This is a genomic window from Streptomyces lunalinharesii, assembly GCF_039532155.1.
GTDB lineage: Bacteria > Actinomycetota > Actinomycetes > Streptomycetales > Streptomycetaceae > Streptomyces > Streptomyces lunalinharesii.
Genome location: NZ_BAAARK010000004.1, coordinates 15,092 through 38,533 on the forward strand (window position 1 = coordinate 15,092; position 23,442 = coordinate 38,533).

17 protein-coding genes are annotated in these 23,442 nt (G+C 73.9%); 9 read left to right on the plus strand and 8 right to left on the minus strand.

What is annotated here, in order from left to right; translation table 11 throughout:
* The first annotated feature begins 47 nt into the window (after positions 1 to 47).
* From ABD385_RS07980 to ABD385_RS07990, 3 genes are all read left to right on the plus strand, one after another.
* Positions 48 to 1,685: an amidohydrolase gene (locus tag ABD385_RS07980; RefSeq protein ID WP_344574322.1), complete on the plus strand. Its 1,638-nt coding sequence runs from the start codon at positions 48 to 50 to the stop codon at positions 1,683 to 1,685.
* A 412-nt stretch (positions 1,686 to 2,097) separates the two neighbouring features.
* Positions 2,098 to 3,333 (plus strand): cytochrome P450 family protein, encoded by a 1,236-nt coding sequence (locus ABD385_RS07985; RefSeq protein WP_344574323.1) that lies wholly within the window; start codon positions 2,098 to 2,100, stop codon positions 3,331 to 3,333.
* A 278-nt stretch (positions 3,334 to 3,611) separates the two neighbouring features.
* On the plus strand, positions 3,612 to 5,135 hold the full coding sequence (locus ABD385_RS07990) for a glycosyl hydrolase family 18 protein (protein ID WP_344574324.1): 1,524 nt from the start codon (positions 3,612 to 3,614) through the stop codon (positions 5,133 to 5,135).
* A gap of 87 nt (positions 5,136 to 5,222) precedes the next feature.
* On the opposite strand, the gene ABD385_RS07995 is transcribed toward ABD385_RS07990, so the two are convergent.
* From ABD385_RS07995 to ABD385_RS08015, 5 genes are read right to left on the minus strand one after another with little or no spacing between them, the layout of a single operon-like run.
* Positions 5,223 to 6,410 (minus strand): MFS transporter, encoded by a 1,188-nt coding sequence (locus ABD385_RS07995; protein ID WP_344574325.1) that lies wholly within the window; start codon positions 6,408 to 6,410, stop codon positions 5,223 to 5,225.
* Between the two features lie 6 nt (positions 6,411 to 6,416).
* Complete coding sequence (locus ABD385_RS08000; protein WP_344574326.1) at positions 6,417 to 7,025, minus strand: GNAT family N-acetyltransferase; 609 nt, start codon at positions 7,023 to 7,025, stop codon at positions 6,417 to 6,419.
* Entirely contained in the window at positions 7,022 to 8,224 is a 1,203-nt protein-coding gene (locus ABD385_RS08005) for a type III PLP-dependent enzyme (protein WP_344574327.1), read from the minus strand. Before ABD385_RS08005 ends, ABD385_RS08000 begins: the two co-directional genes overlap by 4 nt.
* Positions 8,221 to 9,552 (minus strand): DUF6271 family protein, encoded by a 1,332-nt coding sequence (locus ABD385_RS08010; RefSeq protein ID WP_344574328.1) that lies wholly within the window; start codon positions 9,550 to 9,552, stop codon positions 8,221 to 8,223. The genes ABD385_RS08005 and ABD385_RS08010 overlap by 4 nt, the downstream gene beginning before the upstream one ends.
* Positions 9,534 to 10,598 (minus strand): phytanoyl-CoA dioxygenase family protein, encoded by a 1,065-nt coding sequence (locus tag ABD385_RS08015; protein WP_344574329.1) that lies wholly within the window; start codon positions 10,596 to 10,598, stop codon positions 9,534 to 9,536. The genes ABD385_RS08010 and ABD385_RS08015 overlap by 19 nt, the downstream gene beginning before the upstream one ends.
* 570 nt (positions 10,599 to 11,168) lie before the next feature.
* Between ABD385_RS08015 and ABD385_RS08020 the strand changes: the two genes are divergently transcribed.
* The 5 genes from ABD385_RS08020 (at position 11,169) to ABD385_RS08040 (ending at position 18,873) form a co-directional block, all read left to right on the plus strand.
* Positions 11,169 to 12,692 (plus strand): glycoside hydrolase family 3 N-terminal domain-containing protein, encoded by a 1,524-nt coding sequence (locus tag ABD385_RS08020; RefSeq protein WP_344574330.1) that lies wholly within the window; start codon positions 11,169 to 11,171, stop codon positions 12,690 to 12,692.
* A 352-nt stretch (positions 12,693 to 13,044) separates the two neighbouring features.
* Positions 13,045 to 15,768, plus strand: a complete 2,724-nt coding sequence (locus tag ABD385_RS08025; protein ID WP_344574331.1) for a SpoIIE family protein phosphatase — start codon at positions 13,045 to 13,047, stop codon at positions 15,766 to 15,768.
* Between the two features lie 198 nt (positions 15,769 to 15,966).
* Entirely contained in the window at positions 15,967 to 16,200 is a 234-nt protein-coding gene (locus tag ABD385_RS08030; RefSeq protein ID WP_344574332.1) for a ferredoxin, read from the plus strand.
* On the plus strand, positions 16,190 to 17,584 hold the full coding sequence (locus ABD385_RS08035) for an NAD(P)/FAD-dependent oxidoreductase (protein ID WP_344574333.1): 1,395 nt from the start codon (positions 16,190 to 16,192) through the stop codon (positions 17,582 to 17,584). The genes ABD385_RS08030 and ABD385_RS08035 overlap by 11 nt, the downstream gene beginning before the upstream one ends.
* Before the next feature lie 53 nt (positions 17,585 to 17,637).
* On the plus strand, positions 17,638 to 18,873 hold the full coding sequence (locus ABD385_RS08040; protein ID WP_344574334.1) for a cytochrome P450: 1,236 nt from the start codon (positions 17,638 to 17,640) through the stop codon (positions 18,871 to 18,873).
* Here ABD385_RS08040 and ABD385_RS08045 read toward each other — a convergent pair.
* Both ABD385_RS08045 and ABD385_RS08050 read right to left on the minus strand, forming a co-directional pair.
* Entirely contained in the window at positions 18,863 to 20,725 is a 1,863-nt protein-coding gene (locus ABD385_RS08045) for a glycoside hydrolase family 15 protein (protein ID WP_344574335.1), read from the minus strand. The genes ABD385_RS08040 and ABD385_RS08045 overlap by 11 nt on opposite strands.
* Positions 20,726 to 20,818: 93 nt before the next feature.
* Positions 20,819 to 21,529 carry a hypothetical protein gene (locus ABD385_RS08050; protein ID WP_344574336.1) on the minus strand — a complete coding sequence of 237 codons (711 nt, stop codon included), beginning with the start codon at positions 21,527 to 21,529 and terminating at the stop codon, positions 20,819 to 20,821.
* 252 nt (positions 21,530 to 21,781) lie between these two features.
* Between ABD385_RS08050 and ABD385_RS08055 the strand changes: the two genes are divergently transcribed.
* Positions 21,782 to 22,192: an SHOCT domain-containing protein gene (locus tag ABD385_RS08055; RefSeq protein WP_344574337.1), complete on the plus strand. Its 411-nt coding sequence runs from the start codon at positions 21,782 to 21,784 to the stop codon at positions 22,190 to 22,192.
* 34 nt (positions 22,193 to 22,226) lie between these two features.
* On the opposite strand, the gene ABD385_RS08060 is transcribed toward ABD385_RS08055, so the two are convergent.
* Positions 22,227 to 23,345: a baeRF2 domain-containing protein gene (locus ABD385_RS08060; protein ID WP_344574339.1), complete on the minus strand. Its 1,119-nt coding sequence runs from the start codon at positions 23,343 to 23,345 to the stop codon at positions 22,227 to 22,229.
* Between the last annotated feature and the right edge of the window lie 97 nt (positions 23,346 to 23,442).

A 23,442-nucleotide genomic window follows, 5' to 3' on the forward strand; every position in this document is an offset into this window, starting at 1 on the left:
CGCCTCCGCGGATCGTGCGCGGACCCCCACCTGACGGGAGTACTCCCATGACCCCAGCCGACCTCGTCTTCACCCGCGGTCCCATCCACACCGCAGATCCCGCCCGCACCCGGGCGAGCAGTCTCGCCGTGACGGGCGACCGCATCACGGCCGTCGGCCACGACGACGTCCGGGAGCTGATCGGTCCCGACACCGAAGTCGTCGACCTCACGGGTAAGTTGCTGCTGCCCGGCTTCCAGGACGCGCACGTCCACGCCGTCTTCGGCGGCCTGGAACTCGCCGAGTGCGACCTCACCGGGACCGTCGGCGTCGACGAGTACCTGCGGCGGATCCGCGAGTACGCCGACGCGCACCCCGAACGTGCCTGGATCACCGGTGGCGGCTGGTCGCTGGAGAGCTTCGCCGGCGGCCTGCCCACCCGCCACCTGCTCGACTCCGTCGTGCCGGACCGCCCGGTCTACCTGCCCAACCGCGACCACCACGGCGCCTGGGTCAACACCCGTGCGCTCGAACTGGCCGGCCTCACCAAGGACTCCCCCGACCCCGTCGACGGCCGGATCGAGCGCGAGCCCGACGGCACGCCGAGCGGCGTTCTCCAGGAGGGCGCGACCGGCCTGATCGCCCGCCTGGTGCCGCAACGCACCGCCGCCGACCGCCTGGCCGGCCTGCTGCGCGCGCAGGAACTGCTGCACTCCCTCGGCATCACCGCCTGGCAGGACGCGCTGCTCGGTTCCTTCCACGGTCAGTGCGACCCCTCGGACGCCTATCTGACCGCCGCCCGGGACGGCAGCCTGACCGCCCGGGTCACCGGCGCGCTGTGGTGGGACCGGGCCCGCGGCGCCGAGCAGATCCCCGAACTGGTGGCCCGGCGGGCCGAGTTGAGCCACGGTCGGTTCCGGGCCCGGGCGGTGAAGATCATGCAGGACGGCATCGCGGAGAACTTCACCGCCGCCATGACCAGCCCCTACCTGGACTCCTGCGGCTGCGCGACCACGAACACCGGACTGAGCTTCGTCGATCCGGTGGCGCTGCGCGGGCACGTCACCGCGCTGGACGCACGGGACTTCCAGGTGCACTTCCACGCCCTCGGCGACCGTGCGGTCCGCGAGGCGCTGGACGCCGTCGAGGCGGCCCGCACCGCCAACGGCCGGCGCGCCACCCGGCACCACCTCGCCCACCTCCAGGTGGTCCACCCCGACGACCTGCCGCGGTTCGCCCGGCTCGGCGCCGTCGCCAACATCCAACCGCTCTGGGCCGCCCACGAACCCCAGATGGACGAGCTGACCATCCCCTTCCTCGGCCCCGAACGGGCCGGCTGGCAGTACCCGTTCGGCTCCCTGCTGCGCGCCGGCGCCACCCTCGCGGCCGGCAGCGACTGGCCCGTCAGCAGCCCCGACCCGCTCGCCGGCCTGCACGTCGCGGTCAACCGCCGGGAGCCGGACGCCACCGACGAGCGGGTGTTCCTGCCCGAACAGCGCCTGGACCTCGGCACCGCGGTCGCCGCCTACACGGCCGGCTCCGCGCACGTCAACGGCCTCGACGACGCCGGCACGCTCCGCGTCGGCCACCTCGCCGACCTGGTGGTCCTCGACCGCGACATCTTCACCGCGCCCCCGGAGGAGATCGCCCGGGCCACCGTCCTCGAAACGTACGTCGGCGGACGGCGCGTGCACACCGCCGGCTGACCGCGCGGGCGCGCCCGGCGGCGCCGGTGGCCGATCCGCGTCAGGCGCGGCGGGCGCCCGGCGCCGCCCCCGTCCCGCACGCCCCAACCGGCCCCCCGGTGGCCCCAACCCCCACTCCCGCCCCGCCCGGAACGACCTTCGCGCACCGCATCCGGTCGAGTACGGCCGGGGCGGCGCCGGGAGTGCCGCCGGGCGCCTCGCGCGGGTAGCCATAGGGGCAGGGTGCCCGTGCCTGCCAGGACTCGACCACCGTCATCGCGGACTCACGATCCGCCCCCCACCCCCCGCTGCTCGGACGCGGTGCCCGGATTCCGCACACACCACAGATCCGCCCCGGCCGCGCCGTACTCCCCCTGCACTCCCACCACCCGCGCTCCGCGTCCGCGGCCGCCGTCCTGAAGGAGAGCAGGTCATGGCTGAGCAGTCCCCCCACGTCCTCGACCCGGCCGGCCACGACCGCCGGACCGAGGACGCCTCCTTACGGGCCCGCGGCCCGCTGGCCCGGGTCGACGTGCTCGGGGAGGAAGCCTGGGCGGTCACCGACCCCGAACTGTTGCGGAGCCTGCTCCTGGACGAGCGGGTGTCCAAGGACCCGCACCGGCACTGGGACCGCTTCCCCAACGGGACCGCCGACTGGCCGCTGAACCTGTGGGTGGCGGTCGAGAACATGTTCACCGCGTACGGCGCCGAGCACCGTCGCCTGCGGCTGCTGATCGCCCCCGCGTTCGCGGCCCGGAACATCGCCGCGTTGGAGCCGGACGTCGAGCGCTTCACCCGGGAGCTGCTGGACGACCTCGCCACCGCGCGGCCGGGCGAGGCGGTGGACCTGCGCGAACGGTTCGCCGCTCCGCTGCCGATCCGCGTCATCACCCACCTGATGGGCCTGCCCGCACACCTGCTGCCGGACTTCCGCCGCGCCGTCAACGGCGTCTTCGCCACCAACGTCACCGCGGCGACGGCCGCCGCCAACACCCGGGACCTCTACGCCACCCTGGACGCCCTCATCGCCCTCAAACAGGACCGGCCCGGCGACGACCTCACCACCCGTCTCCTCCAGGCCCGCGCCCCCGAGGGCCAGGGGCACCGCCTCACCCTCCAGGAGGTGCGGGACACCCTGCTGTTGGTGATCAGCGCCGGGTACGAGACCACGGTGAACCTCATCGACCAGGCCCTGGTCGCGCTGCTCGGCCATCCCGAACACCTCGCCGCCGCCCGGTCCGGTGCGCTGCCCTGGGGCGACGTGGTCGAGGAGACGCTGCGCTGGCAGGCGCCGGTCCCCCTGCTGCCGATGCGGTTCGCCACCACGGACATCCCGGTGGCGGACGGCACCGTCATCCGCAAGGGGCAGGCCATCCTCGCCGCGTACTCCGCGGCCAACCGGCACCCCGCGCTACACGGGCCGGACGCGGACCGGTTCGACCCCACCCGCCCCGACAAGACCCACCTCTCGTTCGGGCACGGCGTCCACCTCTGCCTCGGCGCCACGCTGGCCCGTCTGGAGGCCACCACGGCGCTGCGGATGCTCACCGCCCGCTTCCCGGAACTGTCCCTCGCGGTGCCGGCCGACGCGCTCGTCCCCCTGCCGTCGTTCCTCACCAACGGCCACGTGAACCTGCCCGCCCTCGTCGGTCCGGAGGCGACGGCCTGACCCGGCCGCTCCCGAGGACCGGACCGGCCGGTACGCGCGCACCCGGGGCCCGCGGCCGGCGCGGGTCCGAGGGCGTGCGGCGCCGTCGGACGCCCTCGAACGTGGTCCAGCGCGGCGGGTCCGCGCTGGACAGGGCGGTGGCGACCGGCACCGCGAATTGGTCTAGTCCTATCTTGGTCCAGTCCATTGACATGCTCCTGACCTCAGGGCTATTCCAGAGGCAACGCCGCTGCCGGCAAGGGGACTTGGCGGCCCACCTCCTCACCCCCGGGACAGTCATGACACGCAGGCGCACCCTCCGAGCGGTCCTCACCGCAACCGTCACCGCCGTGGCCACGGCCGGCCTGACCGCCCTGGGCGGCGGCGCGGCCCACGCGGCGACCCCGTTACCGGCCCATGTGTTCGCGCCCTACTTCGAGTCGTGGACCGGCGAGAGCCCCGCCGCGCTCGCCGCCCAGTCCGGCGCCAAGCACCTGACGATGGCGTTCCTCCAGACCGCCACCAAGGGGTCCTGCACCGCCTATTGGAACGGCAGCACCGACACCCCGGTCTCCCCCGCCTCCTTCGGTGACGACATCAAGACGATCAAGGCGAACGGGGGTGACGTCATCCCCTCCTTCGGCGGGTACACCGCGGACACCACCGGCACCGAGATCGCCGACAGCTGCACCGACGTCAACCAGATCGCCGCCACGTACGAGAAGGTCATCACGACGTACGACGTGAGCCGGCTCGACATGGACATCGAGGCCGATTCCCTGGACGACTCCGCCGCCGTGGACCGGCGCAACCAGGCCATCAAACTCGTCCAGGACTGGGCGAAGGCCAACGGACGCACCGTCGAGATCTCCTACACCCTGCCGACGACGACCCACGGGCTCACCGACGCCGGACTGGCCGTGCTCCAGAGCGCGGTGCGCAACGGCGCCCGGGTCGACGTCGCCAACATCATGACGTTCGACTACTACGACAACGCCAGCCACGACATGGCCAAGGACACCCAGACCGCGGCCCAAGGGCTGTACGACCAGCTCGCACCGCTCTACCCGGAAAAGAGCCCGGCGCAGTTGTGGGGCATGATCGGCATCATCGAGATGCCCGGCGTCGACGACTTCGGCCCGGCCGAGACCTTCTCCCTGGCCAACGCGAAAGAGGTGTACGACTGGGCGGTGGCCAAGGGCGTCAACACCCTGTCGTTCTGGGCGTTGCAGCGGGACAACGGCAGCTGCCCCGGCGCCCCGTCCGGCGACACCTGTTCCAGCATCCCGCAGAACACGTGGGACTTCAGCCACGTCTTCGAGCCGTTCACCGGCGGCGCCACCGCACCGACCGACGACTTCTCGCTGACCGCCGATCCCGCCAGCGGCTCGGTGGCCGCCGGCGGCCGGGCCACCGCGACGGTGCGGACCGCGGTCACGGCCGGCGCGGCGCAGTCGGTGCGCCTCACGGTCAGCGGGGCACCCGCGGGCGTGACCGCCGCGCTGAGTCCCGCCACGGTGTCGGCGGGCGGCTCCTCGACGCTGACCGTGAGCACCACCGCGGCGGCGGCCTCCGGCACGTACCGCCTCACCGTCACCGGCACCGGTCCGTCCGGCAGCCACAGCGCGGAGTTCGCACTGACCGTCACCGGCGGGAGCGGCAGCCAGTGCACGGCCAGCCCGTGGACCAGCGGCACGGTCTACACCGGCGGGCAGCAGGTCTCGTACCAGGGGCACACCTGGAAGGCCAAGTGGTGGACGACGGGTGAGGCGCCCGGCGCCACCGGCGACTGGGGTGTCTGGCAGGACCTCGGCGCCTGCTGAGGCACCGGCCGCCCCGGCCCCCGTCCGCACGGCCCGCAGCCGCCGGCACCCCCGACCGGGTGTGCCGGCGGCTGCGGCGCAGCGACGTCAGGCCGGCTCTGCGGCGGTTGCGGCGGCCGGCGTGCCGCGGGACGGCCAGCTGATCCGCGTGCTGCACAGCGTGACGACGAGCGCCGAGGCGGCGACCGCCCCCATGCCCCAGGCCAGGCCGACGGCGTTGGCGAGGAACCCGATGAACGGCGGCCCGGCCAGCAGGCCGAGCGTGCCCATCGCGGCGACCAGCGTCAGCGCCCGGGCGCCCTGGCCGGCCGCGGCCACGTACACGCACGGGGTGACGGCCGCGATGCCCAGGCCGACGCAGGCGAAGCCGAGCAGGGCCGGTACCGCGCCGCCGCTCAACAGGGCGAGGGCCAACCCGACCCCGGCCAGTGCGCTGCCGGCGCGGACGACGGCCCCGTCCCCCCAGCGGCCGCGCCAGCCGTCGGCGAACAGCCGGGCCAGCACCATCACGCCGGAGACCACGGCGATGCCCATCGGCGCCAGCTGGGCCGATGCCTGGGCGACGTCCTTCAGGTACAGCGCGGACCAGTCGTTCATGGCGCCCTCGGTCACCGTGCCGAAGGCCATGGCGCAACACATCCACAGCGTCAGCCGGGAGGGCAGCGCCCACCGGCGGCGACCCTTCTGCTCCTTGGGGGCCGCCGGTTGCTCCTCGGTCAGCAGGCCCGACCCGGCGCAGCCCACCAACAGCAGCAGGACCGCCGCGGCCACCGCGAAGTGCACGGTCACGGCCGGGGTCACCGCGGTCACCGCCGAGGCCAGGACCGCGGCCGCCAGGGAACCGGCGCTGAAGGTCGCGTGCAGTTTGGCCATCGCGTGGCGCCGGTGCCTGGCTTCGAGCGCGGCGCCCTGCGCGTTCATCGCGACGTTCAGCGCGCCCACCAGCACCCCGTCCACGCCCATGACCACCAGCGCCGTCGGGTAGTTGGGCGCCGCCGCCAACGCGAACAGCAACAGGGCCAGGCAGAGCGCGGACAGCAGCGCCAGGCGCTTCGCTCCCAGTCGGTTCATCAACAAGGTGACCAGGGGGAACGACACCGCCGCGCCCACTCCGGTGGCCATCAGCAGCACCCCCACTTCGGCTGCGGTCAGGCCGAGCTGTGCCTTGATCGCGGGGATCCGGGACGCCCAGGTGGCGTACTGGAAGCCCAGCGAGCAGAACAGCGCGGCGATCGCCAACTGCGCCCGCAGGAAGGGATCGTGCACGCGGAACACCGGAAATCATTCCCCTTCGTGGTGGTGTGGTGCCGGACCGCGCAGCGTGGCGCCGGCCGGTTTCGGGGCTGCGGTGCGGACGCCCCGCACCGGCCTGGACATGTAGACGGCCTGGCCGCCGTACTCGTCGGGCGGGACCACCCCGGGGTGCCGGACGAACCCGTGCGCGGCCCAGAAGGTCCCGCTGTCGGCGACCGCGACGAGGGAGAGCTGCTCGTAGCCGCCGGCCCGCGCCGTGGCCGTGAGGTGGCGCAGCAGTCGCCCGGCGAGCCCCCGGCCGCGGAGCGGTTCGGCGATGACGAGGTCGTGCAGGTGGAGGTTGCCCGACGGGACGACGGTCCCGGCCGCCGCTTCATCGGCGCTCCCCGCTCCGGTGCCTTCCGCTCGGACCAGGTCCGGGTAGTGGAACATCGGATAGGGCAGCGCCAACAGGTAGCCGGCCAGGCGGTGTTGGAGGTCGAGCACGAAGCAGGTGTCCGGCGAGGCGCGGGCCCGGGACCGCAGCGCGGCCGGCTCCTCCGAGAGGCCGAGCGCGGCGTAGGCCCGGGACTCCAGCGCGGCGATGCCGGCCCAGTCGTCGTCCGCGATCTGCCGGATGCGGGCGTGGTGGCTCATCTGCCGGGCACCTCCCGCCGCGTTGGGGCCGCGCCGTGGATCCAGGCGGCGGGCAGCGGGCGGAAGCCGTTGAAGCCCTGCGTCAGGTAGCTGAGGGCGTAGGCGCCGCAGGACAGCACCCAGACCGGGTCGCCGGACGCGAGGTCCGCCGGCACCTCGACCAGGCCGCCGTCCGAGGCGAAGGCGTCGTCGCCGTCGCAGGTGGGTCCCGCCACGACGGCCGGCAGTCGGGGCGTGTCGGCGTGCGCGGGGAAGACCAGCCGGTACTGCAACTGGTCCATCTCGTAGAGGCCGTTGAACTTCCCCACGCTCAGGTACAGCCAGCGCTGTCGGGTGCCGTCCGGCTGCTCGCGGGTGGTCAGCCGGGCCACGTGCGCGCGCACGGCGCCGTGGTCCGCGACGAGGTAGCGCCCGGGCTCCACCAAGAACTCCAGGGGGTGCCCGCCGACCTCCACGAGACGTTCGAGGCCCTCCCGGATCACCGCGAAGATCTTGTCGACGGGCGGGTCCAGGGGGCGCCCGTGCCGGTCCGTGTAACCGACGGCCGGCAGGCCGCCGCCGAGGTTGACCCGCGTCACGTCCAGCCCCCGGCGGCGCAGGGCCGCCATCGTCTCGGCCGTGCGGTCGAGGGCCCGGCGCCAGGCGTCCGCCGTCATCTGCTGCGAACCCACGTGGAAGGAGAGGCCGTTCGGGACCAGTCCGGCGTCCCGGGCCGCGGCCAGCACGCGCACCGCGTCGGCGGGCGAGCAGCCGTACTTGTTGCTGAGCCCCCACAGGGCGCCGTCCCCGTCGGTGGCCAACCGGCAGAACACCCGGGCGCCGGGGGCGTGGGCGGCGACGGCCGCCACGTCCTCCGGGCTGTCCGTCGCGAAGTCCCGGACGCCGAGCCGGTGGGCTTCGGCGAGGTCCCGATCGGACTTGACGGTGTTGCCGTAGTGGATCCGCTCGATGGGCACGCCGGCGCGCAGTGCTTGGGCGATCTCGCGCGGACTGGCCGCGTCGACGCCCGCGCCCCGCTCCGCCAGGCAGGCGAGCACGGCGTCCAACGGACAGGACTTCATGGCGAAGCGGACGGCCACGCCGGGCAGTTCCCGTCGCAGGGTGGCGAGGTTGTCGGCGATGCCGGCCAGGTCGAGGACGATCTGGTCCTCGGTCGCGGCGGCCAGTGCGGCGTGCAGGGCCGGGGTGGGGTGGCTCATCGGCGCGCCCGGTCCGGTTGCGGCGCGGACCACTGCGGGCCGGCGGCCCGGCTCGCCGCCACCAGCGCCGCCCACGCCTCGATGAGCAGGGCGAAGTCGGCCATGTCCTGGCGGGCCTCGTGGAGCAGCCGGTCGCGGCGGGGCGCCAGGGCGTCGGCGAACGCGGCGTACTTTCCGCCGAGTTGGCGGTAGGAGGCGTCGAGGACGTCCAGTCGTCGGACGTTCTCCGCCGGGTCCAGTTCGGTGCTCTCCCGGACGAACCCGGCGATCGCGGCGGCGCGGACCTGCTGGTCGTCGTCGAGCAGTGCCTGGTCGGCGCGGGCCATCCGGTCGTAGACGAAGTTGAAGTAGAGCATCGAGAGGAAGAACTTGGCGAACCGCGTCTGGTAGGCCAGGAAGCCCGGACCGGTCCGGCGTTCGCCGGTGTGGAAGTTCACGATGTTGCGGTTGTGGAGGACGCCGGGCAGCGTGGCGTCGTGCACCAGGTGGATGAGGAAGTAGTCGCTGCCGATGGTGTTGGTGGCGGGCGGCAGCGGCACCCGTTCGTGCACCTGGTGGAAGCTGATGTTGCACATGTCCACCCGCATGGGATCGACGAGCGTCAGCACGGAGTGGTCCCGGCGGAACGGCTCCGTCCCGGCGCCCCGGAAGGACTCGTCGACGAGCTGTTGCCTGGCCTGGGCCGACCAGTCACCGGGCGCCCACAGACCGACCACGTCGGCGTAGACGGCGGGGTCGGCCCGGTGGATCTCGGCGACGTCCACGGACAGTTCGCCGACGAAGGAACTGCCCACCATGGCAACGGGTTTGTGGGCGTGCCGCGGGTCCAGTGCGTCTCGGGAGACGCCCGGTGCCGCGTCGCCGGCGCGCTTGCCGAGCGAGCGCAGCTCGTGGTGGATGGGGAAGACCGGCGCGCCGCCCAGGGTCTGGTAGCGGCTGTCCGAGTCCCGGCGGTGGACCGACCGGCACCCCAGGGCGGCGGCGATCAGGAACGCCCGGTTGGTGCAGGCGCCGTAGGAGGTTTCCGCCGGGAGCATCAGGTCCAGCACCAGCTCCGGCTTGGTGACGCCGGCGTCGCCGACCACCCGCCGCAGGAAGTCGCGCTGGGCGGCCTCGTCCAGGTGGTGCACGACGACGTGCGGCACCGGGGGGAGTTCCCCGAGGGCCCGGGCGTGCTCGGCGAACACCGGGGCGGTGCAGGAGTCCAGGACCAGCAGGTGGACCTCGACGTCGAAGTGCTCGGCCGCGTGGGCGGCCTCCGCGCCGATGGCCCGGATCATGGCGGTGCAGGCCCGGTTGGTGGGCAGGGTCAGACAGATTCTGCGCATGCGCCCGCCCCCATGGGTTCGGCGGGCTCCCGCCCGTGCCACGGCTCCAGGCCGAGGAGCCTGGCGCCCAACGTGGTCAGGTCGGGCCTGCCGTACCTGAGGGACTCGTGCCGGGTGGCGTCGCCGACGAGCGTCGCGTTCCAGTCCGGGGTCCGCAGGTGCCGCCAGGAGTCGATCCGGGAGTCGGCGAGTGCGCGGTGCGAGGCGAGCGCCGGCATCATGGCGAGGTACTGGACCGCGCGCACCTTGTCCCGCGAGGTGTTGGCGGCGACCCCGTGGGCCAGCAGGCCGTTCCAGATCAGCAGGTCACCGGCGGCCAGTTCGGGCCGGACGACGGGGAGTTCGGCCCGGTCGAAGGCGGGGCGGAGCGGGTCGCGGTCGGCCGGTTGCAGGGCCCGCCAGGGCTCGAACCGGCGGAACAGCTCGGGCGCGCACTGGAATCCGCCGCAGTCGGCGTCGGTGTCGTTCAGGGCGATGATGCCCTGGACCCGTTGCGGCAGCACGCCGAGCGAGGTGTCGACGTCCCAGTGCAGGTCGATGTCGAACCCGCGCTCGGTCGGTGCGATGAGCCCGCGGTCGCGGTTCTTGACGTTGGGCGGGTTCAGGTTGAGCCGGTCCAGGGTCACCCAGAGCTCTTCGCAGTCCCACACGTCGACGAACGCGTCGTAGACCCGGTGGGTCTGGCGGCTGTCCCAGAGGGCTTGGTGGTGGTACGCCTCGACGAACCCGTAGACGTGCAGGTCCCGCTCCAGTTCCGAGCGGAACTCGCGTTCCTCGTACCAGGTTTCCGGGCGATCCGGATCGAGTCCCTGGAAGTCCCAGGCGAAGTCCAGCAGGCGGCGGGCCGCGTCCGCCGGGATCGCCTGCTCGACGACGACGTAGCCGTAGGTCTGCCAGAAGGCGAACTGCTCCTCGGACAGCACCCGCAGCTCCCGCGTCTTGCGGAGATCGCGCAGGGGTGTCCGGGCCAGGTAGGTCTCGCCGTCCGCGCTGAAGTAGGGCACGTCCGAGGCGGCTCGGTGCAAGTACTCGTCAGTCGCTGGCATGCAGCGCTCCAAGGGTCGGGTCGGTGGGTGCCGGCGCGGGCGCTCCCGCTCGGGTCCGACGGCGTGGGACGTGGTCGGGCGGTGCCCGGGCCGTGCGGCCGGCAGCATTGCCTTCGCGCGGTGCGGCGCCCGTGCCGCGTCGGGGCACGGTGCCGGCGGGCGCGCCGTCGGTGGGGAGTCGGTCCGCGCTGCGGCGGGTGTCGTTGCCGGAAGTGAGCAGGGGCGGGGCGGCCAGAGGTGGTGGGGGCGCGTCCGCGCACCCGCCGGTCACCGCGTGGGAGTGGTGGTCTCCGCGAGTGCAGCACCGGCCCGTGGGCCCGCCCAGGACGGTCACTTCCGCCCCTCAGGCACCGTGGGTCACTTGCTTCACTCACGCCCCAACAAAGTGGACTAGACCAACTCGCCATGTCAAGGCCGGAGTTGCCGGAGGCCACGGATCCGCCGCGAGCGGCCGGTCGTCCGAGAAGGCGCGGACGATCCCTTGACATCCCGGATTGGACTAGGCCAATATCCGCTGGTCTGTACCAACGCCCCGATCGATGCGTCGCCACGACCCGGAAGGCCCCGTCGATGACCTCCAGCCAGCACAGCAAGGAGTTGCGACGCCTCGCACTCGCCGTCCTCCAGCCGGGATTCGTGGGCACCGAGGCTCCGGACTGGGTACTGCGGGCCATCAACGACGGCCTGTCCTCCGTCGTGCTCTTCGCCCGCAACATCGTCTCGACCGCACAGGTCGCCCGACTGACCGCCCAACTCCGCGCGGAGAACCCCGAGTTGATCGTCGCCATCGACGAAGAGGCCGGCGACGTCACCCGCATCGAGTCCGCGACCGGCGCCACCCGGCCCGGCAACTTCGCCCTCGGCACCGTGGACGACCTCGAACTCACCGCGGCCGTCGCCGGCGACCTGGGGCGCCAACTGCGCGCCGCCGGCGTCAGCCTCGACTACGCGCCGAGCGTGGACGTCAACTCCAACCCGGACAACCCCATCATCGGGGTCCGCTCGTTCGGCGCCGAGACCGCCCTGGTCGCCCGGCACGCCGCCGCGTGGGTCCGGGGGCTCCAGGCCGCCGGGGTCGCCGCCTGCGCCAAGCACTTCCCCGGCCACGGGGACGTCGCGGTCGACTCCCACCACGGCCTGCCCAGCTACGACGCCGACGCCGACGAGATCGCCGCCCAGGCACTGCCCCCGTTCCGGGCCGCCGTCGAAGCGGGCGTCGGCGCGGTGATGAGTGGTCACCTCCTGGTGCCGGCCCACGACCCGGACCTGCCGGCCACCCTCAGCTCCCGGCTCCTGAACGACCTGCTGCGCAAGGAGATCGGCTTCGACGGCCTGATCGTCACCGACGCCATCGAGATGGGGGCGGTCGCCGACCGGTACGGCCTCGGCGGCGCCGCGGTCATGGCCGTCGCCGCCGGCGCCGACGCGGTCTGCGTCGGCGGTGAGCACGCCGAGGAGTCCACCACCGCGCTGCTCACCGCCGCGCTCGTCGACGCCGCCGCCCGGGGCGAACTGGCCGCGGAGCGCCTCGCCGAGGCCGCCGACCGCGTCCGGGCGTTCGCCACCTGGTCGCACCAGCTGGGGCAGCAGGCCCCGCTCGCTCCCGTCCGGCGCGACATCGGCTTCGTCGCCGCCCGCCGCGCCCTGTGGACCCGCGGCCCGGCGGACGACGTCCTGCCCCTGGCCGCCGCGCCGCACGTGGTGGAACTGGTCCCCTCGACCAACCTCGCCATCGGCGACGAGACGCCGTGGGGCGTCGCCGCACCGCTGCGCGAACGGCTGCCCGGCACCACCTCCGTCCGCCTTCCGCACCAACAACTCGACCGGCCCGGCACACTGACGGACCACGCACTGGCGCCCGCGGCCGGCCGCCCGCTGGTCGTCGTCGTCCGCGACGCCGCCCGGCACGCCTGGATGGGCCGCGCCCTCGCCGACCTGACCACGGCCCGTCCCGATGCCGTCGTGGTCGAGATGGGCCTGCCGAGCGACGCGCTCCCCGGAGCCGTCCGGATCTTCACGCACGGCGCCACCGCCGCCTCCGGCGTCGCCGCTGCCGAGGTCCTGGCCCTCGGCCCCGCTGGCGGCACCGCCTAGCCGGCGGTCCCTCCCCTACCCGAGCGGCGCAGCCGCCGCCTACCGTGGGGGACGGCGACGCACGAAGGACGGGGGCGGCAGCACGTGCACACAGGGGATCCGCGCGGTAGGCGTCCCGGTCGGCCCAGTGGGCGCCGGCGCGGCCGGGTGCGCACTCCGGACGCACCGCGTCCGTACGGAACGGGCGGCCCCCGCCTCGGGAAGTCCGCGGTGAGCGGCCGCCCGCCGCCCCGCGGTCACCGGAGGCGGCCGACCGGTCAGGGTGCGTGCCCGGGTGGCTGAACGGCGCCGACGGCGTACACGAGGGGCGGCAGGGCGGCGGGCCCGCCCGGGGAGTGTTAGAAATGGCACCATGGCCGCAGGGTCCGGCCGATACCGGCGCGCAACAGTACGGTCACTGACCGAACGACGCCCGCAGAGTCTCGCGGGGCAGGTCTTCCTGCTGCAACTCACCGTCGGCCTCCTGCTCGTCCTGGGCGCGCTGGCGGCGCTGCTGCTGACGTCCCGGCACGACGCCGAGGAGGAGGCGCGCAGCCGCTCGGTGGCCGTCGCGGAGACGTTCGCCCACTCCCCCGGCGTCCAGGCCGCGCTCCGCTCCCCGGACCCGTCGAAGGTCCTCCAGCCCCTCACCGAGGCGGCCCGCACCCGCGCCGGCGTCGACTTCATCGTCGTGATGAACACCCACGGCATCCGCTACACCCACCCGATCCCGCAGGAGATCGGCAAGCCGTTCGTCGGCGACATCGGCCCCTCGCTGGCCGGTCGGGTGCACGTCGAGAGCGTGTCCGGGCCGCTCGGCCACGAGGTGCAGGCCATCGTGCCGGTCGACGACTCCCACGGCACGGTCGTGGGCCTGGTCGCCGCCGGGATGAAGGTGGCGAGCGTGAGCCGCGCGATCGCCGGGCACCTCCCGGTGATCTTCATCATCAGTGGTGGGGCACTGGCCCTCGCCACGGCCGCCACGGCGGTGATCACCACCAGGCTGCGGCGCCAGACCCGCGGGCTGGGGTCGGTCGAGATGAGCCGCATGTACGAGCACCACGAGGCGGTGCTGCACGCCGTGCGGGAGGGCGTGGTCATCACCAGCGCCGACGGGCGGCTGCTGCTGGCCAACGACGAGGCCAGGCGGCTGCTGGCGCTGCCCGAGGACGCCGAGGGCCGGGCGGTGTCCCAGCTGCCCGGCCTCGCCCCGGGACTGGCCGGCCTCCTGGCGTCGGGCCGGTCCGCCTCCGACGAGATCCACCAGACGGGCGGCCGGCTCCTCGCGGTGAACCAGCGGCCCACCGACCGGCACGCCGCCGGCATGGGCACGGTCACCACCCTGCGCGACTCCACGGAGCTGCGGCTGCTGTCCGGCCGCGCCGAGGTCGCCCACGAGCGCCTGCGGCTGCTCTACGAGGCCGGAGTGAGCGTCGGCACCACCCTCGACGTGGCCCGGACCGCCGAGGAGCTCGCCGACGTCGCCGTCCCGCGGTTCGCGGACTACGTCACCGTCGACCTGGCGGCCCCGGTCCTGCACGGCGACGAGCCGACCGGCAGCGGCGCCCAGCAGATGCGCCGCACCGCCGCGCACGGCGTCCGCGCCGACCACCCGTTCCTGCCCGCCGGCACCCCCATCACCTTCGTGGACGGCACGCCCCAGGCCCGCGGGATGGCCAGCGGACGCTCCCAGGTCGTTCCGGACCTGTCGACCACCCCCACCTGGCAGCTCCAGGACCCCGACCGGGCCCGGCAGGTCCTGGCGTGCGGCATCCACTCGCTGATCACCACCCCGCTGCGGGCCCGCGGCAACATCCTGGGCGTCGCCAACTTCTGGCGCGCCCAGGGATCGGAACCGTTCGACGAGGAGGACCGGTCGCTGGCCGAGGAACTGGTCGCGCGCGCCGCGCTGAGCATCGACAACGCCCGCCGGTACACGCGCGAACACGCGCTGGCGGTGACCCTGCAACGCAGTCTGCTGCCGCGCACCCTGCCCGAGCAGAGCGCCATGGAGGTGGCCCACCGCTACCTGCCCGCCCAGTCGGGCGTGAGCGGTGACTGGTTCGACGTCATCCCGCTCTCCGGCAGCCGGGTCGCGCTGGTCGTCGGGGACGTCGTCGGGCACGGCCTGCACGCCGCGGCCACCATGGGCCGGCTGCGCACCGCGGTGCACACCTTCTCCACCCTCGACCTCACGCCCGACGAGCTGCTGGGCCACCTCAACGACCTCGTCGACCAGATCGACCAGGAGGAGGCCGAGGCCGGCGGCGACACCAACATCACCGGTGCCACCTGCCTGTACGCGATCTACGACCCGGTCTCCCGACGCTGCGGCATGGCCCGGGCCGGCCACCCGCCGCCGGCGCTGGTCCACCCCGACGGCACCGTGGAGTTCCCCGAGCTGCCGGCCTGCCCGCCCCTGGGGCTGGGCGACGTGCCGTTCGAGACCACGGAACTGCACCTGCCCGAGGGCACCCAGATCGTGCTGTACACCGACGGGCTGGTCGAGGAGCGCACCCGGGACATCGACGTGGGCATGGAGATGCTGCGCGGGGCGCTGTCCCGGCCGGGCCGGTCCCCGGAGGAGAACTGCCGGGCGGTCCTGGAACGGCTGCTCCCGGAACGCCCGCGGGACGACGTGGCGCTGCTGATCGCCCGCACCCGGGTGCTCGGCCCGGACCGCGTCGCCTCCTGGGAGGTGCCGTTCGACCCCGCGGCCGTCGCCGGGATGCGCTCCACCCTCTCCGCCAAGCTCGCCGAGTGGGGCCTGGACGACCTCGCCTTCGCGACCGAGGTCGTGATCAGCGAACTGATCACCAACGCGATCCGGTACGGCTCACCACCGGTGAAGGCCCGGCTGCTCCGCGACCGCAGCCTGGTCTGCGAGGTGGCCGACGGCAGCAACACCTCGCCCCACCTGCGGTACGCGGCGACGACCGACGAGGGCGGACGCGGCCTGTTCCTGGTCGCCCAGCTCACCGAACGCTGGGGCACCCGCTACACCCCGCAGGGCAAGGTCATCTGGGCGGAACAGCCACTGCCGCCGAACGGCGCGCAGGACCCGGCGGCGCCCGAGGGACCGCAGCCCGCTCCGTAGCCCCGCAGCCCGCGGCCGACGGTCCCCCGTCGCGCCGGCCGGTCCGTCGCGCCGGCCGGTGACTCACCCCGACGGCCGGGCGGACGTGCGACGCGCCGACGGGCTCCCCATGCTGGACCGGGGCCGGCCCCGATCCGGTGGTGCACCCGCGCCCACGGCCGCCGAGCGCCGATCACGTCGCGGAGGAGCGGAGAGTTCATGAGGCTTGTGGTTGATCTCAACCGGTGCCAGGGGTACGCCCAGTGCGCCTTCCTCGCACCGGACGTGTTCACCATGCACGGGGACGAGGCGCTGATGTACGACCCGCAGGCCGACGACTCCCAGCGGGAACACGTGCGCCGGGCGGCGGACGCCTGCCCCGTGAAGGCCATCACCCTCGACTACGCGGACCTGGACGGCGAGGGGAAGGCGGGTGCGTCCCGTGACGATTGACGGGTATCTGGAGGCGTTCCGGCGCGAGGGGCGCATCGTCGTCGTCGGTGCGTCGCTGGCCGGTCTGCGGGCCGCCGAGGCGCTCCGCGCAGAGGGCTTCGCGGGCACGCTCACCCTGGTCGGCGACGAGCCCCACGAGCCGTACGACCGGCCGCCGCTGTCGAAGCAGGTCCTGTTGGGCAAGGTGCCGGCGGACCACACGCGGTTGCCCAGGGTGCGTCCGATCGACGCACAGTGGCGGCTCGGGTCCGCGGCCACCGGGCTGGACCTGGCGGGCAAGCGGGTGCGGCTGGCCGACGGCGACGTGCTCGACTACGACCGGCTGCTGATCACCACCGGGGTGCGGGCCCGTCCGTGGCCCCACGAGCTGGAGGCCGAACTGGACGGGGTGTTCGTGCTGCGCACGCAGGACGACGCCGTACAACTGCACCACCGGCTGGCGGGCGGGCCGCGGCGGGTGCTGGTGATCGGGGCCGGCTTCACCGGCTCGGAGATCGCCTCCGCCTGCCGCGAGCGCGACGTGCCGGTCACCGTGGCCGAACGCGGCGCGGCCCCGCTGGTGGGCGCGCTCGGCGAGGTGGTCGGCGAGGTGGCCGCGGAACTCCAGCGCGCGCACGGCGTCGACCTGCGGTGCGGGGTGCAGGTCACCGGGTTGACAGGGGACTCCGCCGGCCGGGTGCGCACGGCGCACTTCTCGGACGGCACCGCGGTCGACTGCGACGTCGTGGTCGTCGCGCTGGGCGCCACCCGCAACACCGAATGGCTCGCGGACTCCGGGCTGGGCGCCGGCCCGCGCGGCATCGCCTGCGACGCGGGGTGCCGCGCGTTCGACGTCCGGGGCATCGTCACGGACGACGTCTTCGTCGCCGGTGACGTGGCCCGTTCGCCGCATCCACTCTTCGGCTACCAGTTCCTGTCGTTGGAGCACTGGGGCAACGCGGTGGCACAGGCCGAGGTCGCGGCCCACAACATGGTCAGTGCCAGTGCCGAGCGGCGGCCGCACCTGTGGATGCCGTCCTTCTGGTCGGCGCAGTTCGGCGTCAACATCAAGTCCGTCGGCGTGCCGCCGATGGCCGACCAGATCATGGTCACCCAGGGGTCGCTCGCCGAACAGCGCTTCACCGCGGCCTACGGCTTCCAGGGGCGGGTCATCGCGGCGGTCACCTTCGACCAGGCGAAGTGGCTGGACTTCTACGAGCGGCAGATCGAGCAGGTCGCGCCGTTCCCGCCGGAGTTCACCACCGTCGACCGGCGCCCCGAGGGCCGGCAGCCGGTGCCGGCCGGCTTCCCTGACCCCTCGCAGCCCAGCCACGGCCCCACCGTCACCCTCAGCGGGTACTCCCCGACCGACCGGCGCGTGGCGTTCACCCCGCGCCGCGCCTGACCCGCGTACGCCGACCGGTCGTCCCCGGCCGCAGCACCCTGGAAGGACACCCCATGACGTCGGTCGCACTCCTGCGCCAGGTCCTCGACTACGCCAACCGCCCCGACCCGTACCCGCTCTACGCCGAGCTCCGCAGGACGCCGGTGGTGCGCGACGAGGCGGGGCCCTATCTGGTCAGCACCTACTGGGAGGTCAGGGGGCTGCTGCACGACCCGCGGATCAGCTCCGACGCCCGCAACCTGACGCCCGAGGCGGCCGAGGCCACCGGCCAGGAGCAGGACCCCAACCTGCCGCCGTCGTTCCTGAGGCTCGACCCTCCGGAGCACGACCGGCTGCGCCGGCTGGCCATGCGCCCGTTCGGGCCGCCGCACACCCCGCGCCGGGTCTTCGAGATGCACGGCGAGCTGGCCGGGATCGTCACGGGGCTCATCGACGACCTGCGCGGACGGGACTCCCTCGACCTCGTCGACGACGTGTCCTATCCGTTCCCGGTCACCGTGATCTGCCGGATCCTGGGCGTGCCGCGCGAGGACGAGACGCACTTCCACGAGTGGGCCGACACCATCGCCGCCGGCCTCGACCCGGTCGGCACGGCCGAGGAGCGCGCGGCCAAGATGCAGGCCGTCCAGCAGGCCCGGCGCGACCTCGCCATGTACCTGGCGGGGCTGATCGAGGAGCGCCGGCACGCTCCCCGGGACGACATGCTGTCCGCGCTGGCCACCGAGCACGGGCCGGACGGGCAGATGTCCCCGGTGGAGATGATCACCACCTCGGTGCTGCTGCTGATCGCCGGCCACGAGACCACGGTCAACCTCATCACCAACGGGATGCTCACCCTGCTGCGGCACCCGGACGTGCTCCAGCGGTTGCGCACCGAGCCCGATCTGGCGGTGCCGCTGGTCGAGGAGTTGCTGCGGTTCGAGCCGCCCGTGCAGATGCTGCCGCAGCGCACGACGCTGGCCGAGATCGAGGTCGCCGGCACGGTCATCCCCAAGGGGGCGTCCGTCTACCTGATGGTGGCGTCCGGCAACCGGGATCCGCAGCGCTTCGCCGACCCGGACCGGTTCGTCCCCGACCGCCCCGACAACCAGCACCTGGGCTTCGGCCACGGTCTGCACAGCTGCTTCGGTGCGCCGCTCGCCCGGCTGGAGGCGCAGCTCGCGCTGACCGAACTCGTCCGCCGGCTGGACGCCCCGCAGTTGGTCGAGGACCCGCCGCCGTACCGGCAGAACGCGGTGCTGCGCGGTCCTCGCCACCTGCGGCTGGCCATCGGCGGGATCAGGGACTGAGGCGCCCGGGCGGGCCGCCCCGCCACGGCTCGTCGTCCCGCTGCCGGTCGAGGGCGTCGTCCAGGGTGGTGGCGGCCATGATGAGCGACAGGTGGGTGAACGCCTGCGGGAAGTTGCCCAACTGCTCGCCGCCGGGACCGATCTCCTCCGCGAACAGGCCGACGTGGTTGGCGTAGGTCTGCATCTTCTCGAAGGCGTAGCGGGCCGGTCGGAGCCGGCCGGCCCGGGCCAGGGCGTCGACGTAGAGGAAGGTGCACAGGCTGAAGGTGCCTTCCGAGCCGCGCAGGCCGTCGGGCGAGGCGAGCGGGTCGTAGCGGTAGACGAGGCTGTCCGACACCAGGGTGCGTTCGATCGCGTCCAGGGTGGACAGCCAGCTCTCGGTCTGCGGCGCGAGGAAGCCGACGCGCGGCAGGAGCAGCAGCGAGGCGTCGAGCACCGTGCCGTCGTAGTGCTGGACGAGCGCCCGTTGCTCGGCGTCCCAGCCGCGCTGCATGACCTGTTCGAGGATGGCGTCGCGGGCCGCGGTCCACCGGGCGGTGTCGGCGGGCCGGCTGTACGCGGCGGCCAGCCGCAGGCCCCGGTCGAAGGCCACCCACGACATCATCCGGCTGAAGGTGAACTCCTTGCGCCCGCCGCGGGTCTCCCAGATGCCTTCGTCGGGGCGGTCCCAGGAGTCGGCGAGCCAGTCCAGGGTGCGGGCGAGGTTCTGCCAGCCGTGGTAGCCGGCCCGCATGGCGATCTCCCGCCCCTCCGACAGGGCGTAGAGCGCCTCGCCGTAGATGTCCAGCTGCAACTGGTCGGTGGCGGCGTTGCCGACGCGCACCGGAGCCGAACCGCGGTAGCCCTCCAGATGGGACAGGACCTCCTCCGGGAGGTCGGGGTCGCCGTCCACCCGGTACATGATCTGCAGCGGTTCGTGCCGGTCGTCCGCCGCGGGCTGGAGGCGGTTTCCCAGCCAACGGGTGAACTGCGCGGCCTCCTCGGCGAATCCCAGGTCGAGCAGGGCCCGGACGGACAGCGAGCCGTCGCGGACCCAGGTGTAGCGGTAGTCCCAGTTGCGTTCGCCGCCCACCTGCTCCGGCAGCCCCATGGTGGCGGCGGCGACCGGTGCGCCGGTGGGGGCGTAGGTGAGCAGCTTGAGGGTGATCGCCGAGCGGTGCACGGCCCCCGGCCACCGCCCCCGGTAGCGGGAGGTGCGCACCCAGCGCTGCCAGAAGTCCACGACCTCCCAGAAGCGCTCCGCCACGGCGTCCGGGGTCAGCGGCGGCGGGGCGGGCGCGTCGGGCGCGGCGTCGACGGTGAGGACGGCCCCGGCCAGCTGTCCGGTGCGCAGGGTGACGGTGCCCCGCGCGTCGTCACCGTCGCGGTGCAGCGGGAAGGTGGTCTGCAGGTGCGCGGTGACGCCGGGCGCCCGGAAGGTGGCGGTGCCGTCGTGCAGGTCGCAGGTGTGGGCGGCCCGCGCGTAGTCGAAGCGCGGCCGGCACTCCAGGTCGAAGCGGACCGTGCCGCGGACCGCCCGGGCACCGCGCAGCAGCACGTGCCGGTCGGACGGCGTGCCGGTGCGGTCCGGTGGCATGCAGTCGAAGACCTCGCCGACGCCGTCGGGGGACATGAAGCGGGTCACGAGCACCGCGGTGTCCGGGTAGTAGAGCTGTTTGCAGGTGCTGCCCCGGCCTTCCGGAGCGAAGCGGAAGTGGCCCCCGCGCTCGTGGTCGAGGAGGGCGGCGAAGACGCTGGGCGAGTCGAACCGGGGCGCCGGGAACCAGTCGACGACCCCCTCGGACGAGACCAGCGCCGCGGTCTGGAGGTCGCCGACGACGCCGTGGTCCGCGATGGCTGGATACCGTTCCATGATCATCCCGCTTCCGTGGGGCAGGTACCTCCACTGTCCGCCCCCACCGACGGGCGCGCGAAAGCGGCGGCCCGGGCCGGCCGGTGCGGGGGCTCAGGCCGCGTCCGCCCCGGTGGGGCCCGGTCGGCCGCCGCCCCGGTGGCGGCGCAGGGTGATCACGAAGACGTGGCTGCTGACGGCCAGCATCCACAGCGGGAAGACGAGTTCGACGTGGCTCTCGCCGCCTACGGCGAAGAGCAGCACCAGCGCGACGAGGTAGCCCAGCCACACCAGCCAGCGGGGGAAGATGCCGAGCCGGTGCCCGATGGTGGTGGTCGACACCACGAACACGGCGGCCATCCGCGTCGCGTAGCTGGTCAGCAGCTCCAGGACGAGGTGGCGGCCGTACTGCCAGAGCGCCCGCTCCCCCGCCGAGGCCGAGGCGGACACGTCCGTCACCGCGAGCAGGCTGCCGGCCGTCGCCGCGAGCACGAACAGCATCGCCACGAAGAGCAGTCCGCTGCCGAGGAACAGCGTCGCGAAGAACCGGTCCTCGGCGTCGCCGACGAAGTCCCGCACCGCGCCCATGAACCACAGGAAGAAGATCCCGGCGAACGGCAACAGCATCAGAGCGGTGTGCAGGAAGCTCCGCTGGGAGGTGTCGTGGATCCAGTCGGCGGCGTCCTCGGGGTGCGCGGGGACCGCCAGGCGCACCAGGAGGATGGCGATCCCCAACAGCACCGCGGCGACGATCCCGGCCACCGCTGCGACCCTGGGTGTCTGCAGCGCCCGGGTCGCTGCCGTGGTCCCGTCGGTCGTTGGCATCGCGTTCTCCCGCTGCTCGTCGCGCACGCCGTCCGGCGACCGCGCGGCGGGCCCGGACCGACCGGTCCACCGGCGGTTGCGGCAAGCGCCTGACTGCCAGTTCTACGACCGGGCGGCGCCCCGCACCGGTTCGTCCGGGCCACTCGGGTGAGCACCCGGGCGGCCGCGCCGGACGGGCGCGGGACTCGTGTGGCAGTGCCGGGCCGGCCTTGCCACGCTGGGAGTGACGACCGCCCCGAGGAGGAGAGAGCCATGGCCGGTCACGTGAACCTCGCCTACGACTACCCGGTGCTCGGCGCCTTCTGGACCGCGATGTGGGTCTTCCTGTGGATCATGTGGGTCATCCTGCTGTTCCGGGTCGTGCTGGACGTCTTCCGCGACGACACCATGAACGGCTGGGCCAAGGCCGGATGGCTGGTCTTCGTCCTGGTGCTGCCCTTCCTCGGCGTCTTCGTGTACGTCGTCGTCCGCGGGCGGGACATGGGCCGCCGCGAACAGCAGCACGTCCGGGCCCAGCGCGAGGAGGTCGAGCGGTACCTCCGCGACACCGCCGGTACCGGCACCAGCGCGGCGGACCAGCTCGCCAAGCTCTCCGAGATCCGCGCCCGCGGCGACCTCAGCGACGAGGAGTTCGCCCGCGCCAAGGAGAAGATCCTGCACTGACGCACGGGCCGACCGGGCGGCCCGCTCCGCCGCCTCAGCGGCGGAGCAGGCGCGTGAAGTAGGCAGTGCGCTCCGGACCGGCGTACCGCAGCAGCGCGCCCAGGCCGTCCGCCAGCGGCAGCTGCCGCTGCGGCACCACGACGAGTTCCGCACCGGTGCGTACCGCGGCCCCGAGCAGTGCGGCCCGGGCCGGTCCGGCGTGGAAGCCGAGCGCACCGTAGGGCTCCAGGTCCGCGTCGGCCGGGTCGGGCGACGGGGCCGACACCGGCAGTCGGTCCGGGAGGCCCAGCGGGACGTTGAGCAGCACGGTGCCCACCTGGGCCCGCCGCAGTGCGGTCACGACGTCCGGCAGGCCCTCGACGGCCCCGTGCCGGCTGGTCCGGCGGGCCCGGAACAAGTCGAGGCGGGCCCGGTCGGCGAGGCGCAGTTGCCCCTGGAACGCCGCGGCGAGGTCGTGCTCCATCAGGGCCCGGCCCTCGGGGACCGGGTGGCCGTTGCCGCAGCCGGTGACCAGGCGCTTGCGCCAGCGCACCGACAGGTGGTCGGCCAGCGCGTCGCGGGCCCAGGCCACCCCGCCGAGCACGATGGTCTCGGCGCCGGTCCGCCGGGCCAGGTCGCAGATCCGGTCGGCGGCCGGCCCGGCTCCGTCGTGCCAGCACCCGGCGGGGCCGCGCACCCGGTGGCAGACGCCGGGCGCGACCGCACTGCTCGGCCACGTCCCGGCCTGGAACGCCACCTCCAACTCGCCCGGCAGCGCCGCCTCCGGGCGCGGCCGGCCGTGCACGGTGGCGGCGACGTAGCCGATGTCCGGCGCGTGCTGCACCGCCAGCGGCAACAGGTCGGGCAGCGCGGTGAAGGCCGCCTCGTCGCGCCGCGGCGGCTCGGGCAGCTCCTCGGTCAGCACCACCCGGCCCCGACTGGCGACGATCGCCTGTCCGTGCCGGCCGGCGATCTCCCGGTCCCGGCCCGCGACGGCGACCACCGCGTCCACGGTGGCGGGGTCGGCGCCCTGTTCCGCGAGCGTCACCCGGACCCGGCGTCGGCGGTGGGCCATCTCCCGGTCCGGCTGGGCGGTGTCCCGTGAGGTGTCGAGATAGGCGCAGACGTACGGTCCCCCGCTCGCGTACACCGCATTCAGGAAGGCCAGTTCCACGGTGCCTCCACACTGTGCGACGTTCCCCCGTCCCCGTTCCCCCGCGTTCGGCGTGCCTCTCCCCCAGTACAGCCCGACGGGCCGGGCACCGCGCGCC

Coding starts and splice junctions, on each gene's coding strand:
- ABD385_RS07990 (WP_344574324.1), top strand. CDS start 3,612: ATGACACGCAGGCGCACCCTCCGAGCGGTCCTCACCGCAACCGTCACC.
- ABD385_RS07985 (WP_344574323.1), top strand. CDS start 2,098: ATGGCTGAGCAGTCCCCCCACGTCCTCGACCCGGCCGGCCACGACCGC.
- ABD385_RS08010 (WP_344574328.1), bottom strand. CDS start 9,552: ATGCGCAGAATCTGTCTGACCCTGCCCACCAACCGGGCCTGCACCGCC.
- ABD385_RS08030 (WP_344574332.1), top strand. CDS start 15,967: ATGAGGCTTGTGGTTGATCTCAACCGGTGCCAGGGGTACGCCCAGTGC.
- ABD385_RS08000 (WP_344574326.1), bottom strand. CDS start 7,025: ATGAGCCACCACGCCCGCATCCGGCAGATCGCGGACGACGACTGGGCC.
- ABD385_RS08005 (WP_344574327.1), bottom strand. CDS start 8,224: ATGAGCCACCCCACCCCGGCCCTGCACGCCGCACTGGCCGCCGCGACC.
- ABD385_RS08015 (WP_344574329.1), bottom strand. CDS start 10,598: ATGCCAGCGACTGACGAGTACTTGCACCGAGCCGCCTCGGACGTGCCC.
- ABD385_RS08020 (WP_344574330.1), top strand. CDS start 11,169: ATGACCTCCAGCCAGCACAGCAAGGAGTTGCGACGCCTCGCACTCGCC.
- ABD385_RS08025 (WP_344574331.1), top strand. CDS start 13,045: ATGGCCGCAGGGTCCGGCCGATACCGGCGCGCAACAGTACGGTCACTG.
- ABD385_RS08050 (WP_344574336.1), bottom strand. CDS start 21,529: ATGCCAACGACCGACGGGACCACGGCAGCGACCCGGGCGCTGCAGACA.
- ABD385_RS08045 (WP_344574335.1), bottom strand. CDS start 20,725: ATGGAACGGTATCCAGCCATCGCGGACCACGGCGTCGTCGGCGACCTC.
- ABD385_RS07980 (WP_344574322.1), top strand. CDS start 48: ATGACCCCAGCCGACCTCGTCTTCACCCGCGGTCCCATCCACACCGCA.
- ABD385_RS08040 (WP_344574334.1), top strand. CDS start 17,638: ATGACGTCGGTCGCACTCCTGCGCCAGGTCCTCGACTACGCCAACCGC.
- ABD385_RS08055 (WP_344574337.1), top strand. CDS start 21,782: ATGGCCGGTCACGTGAACCTCGCCTACGACTACCCGGTGCTCGGCGCC.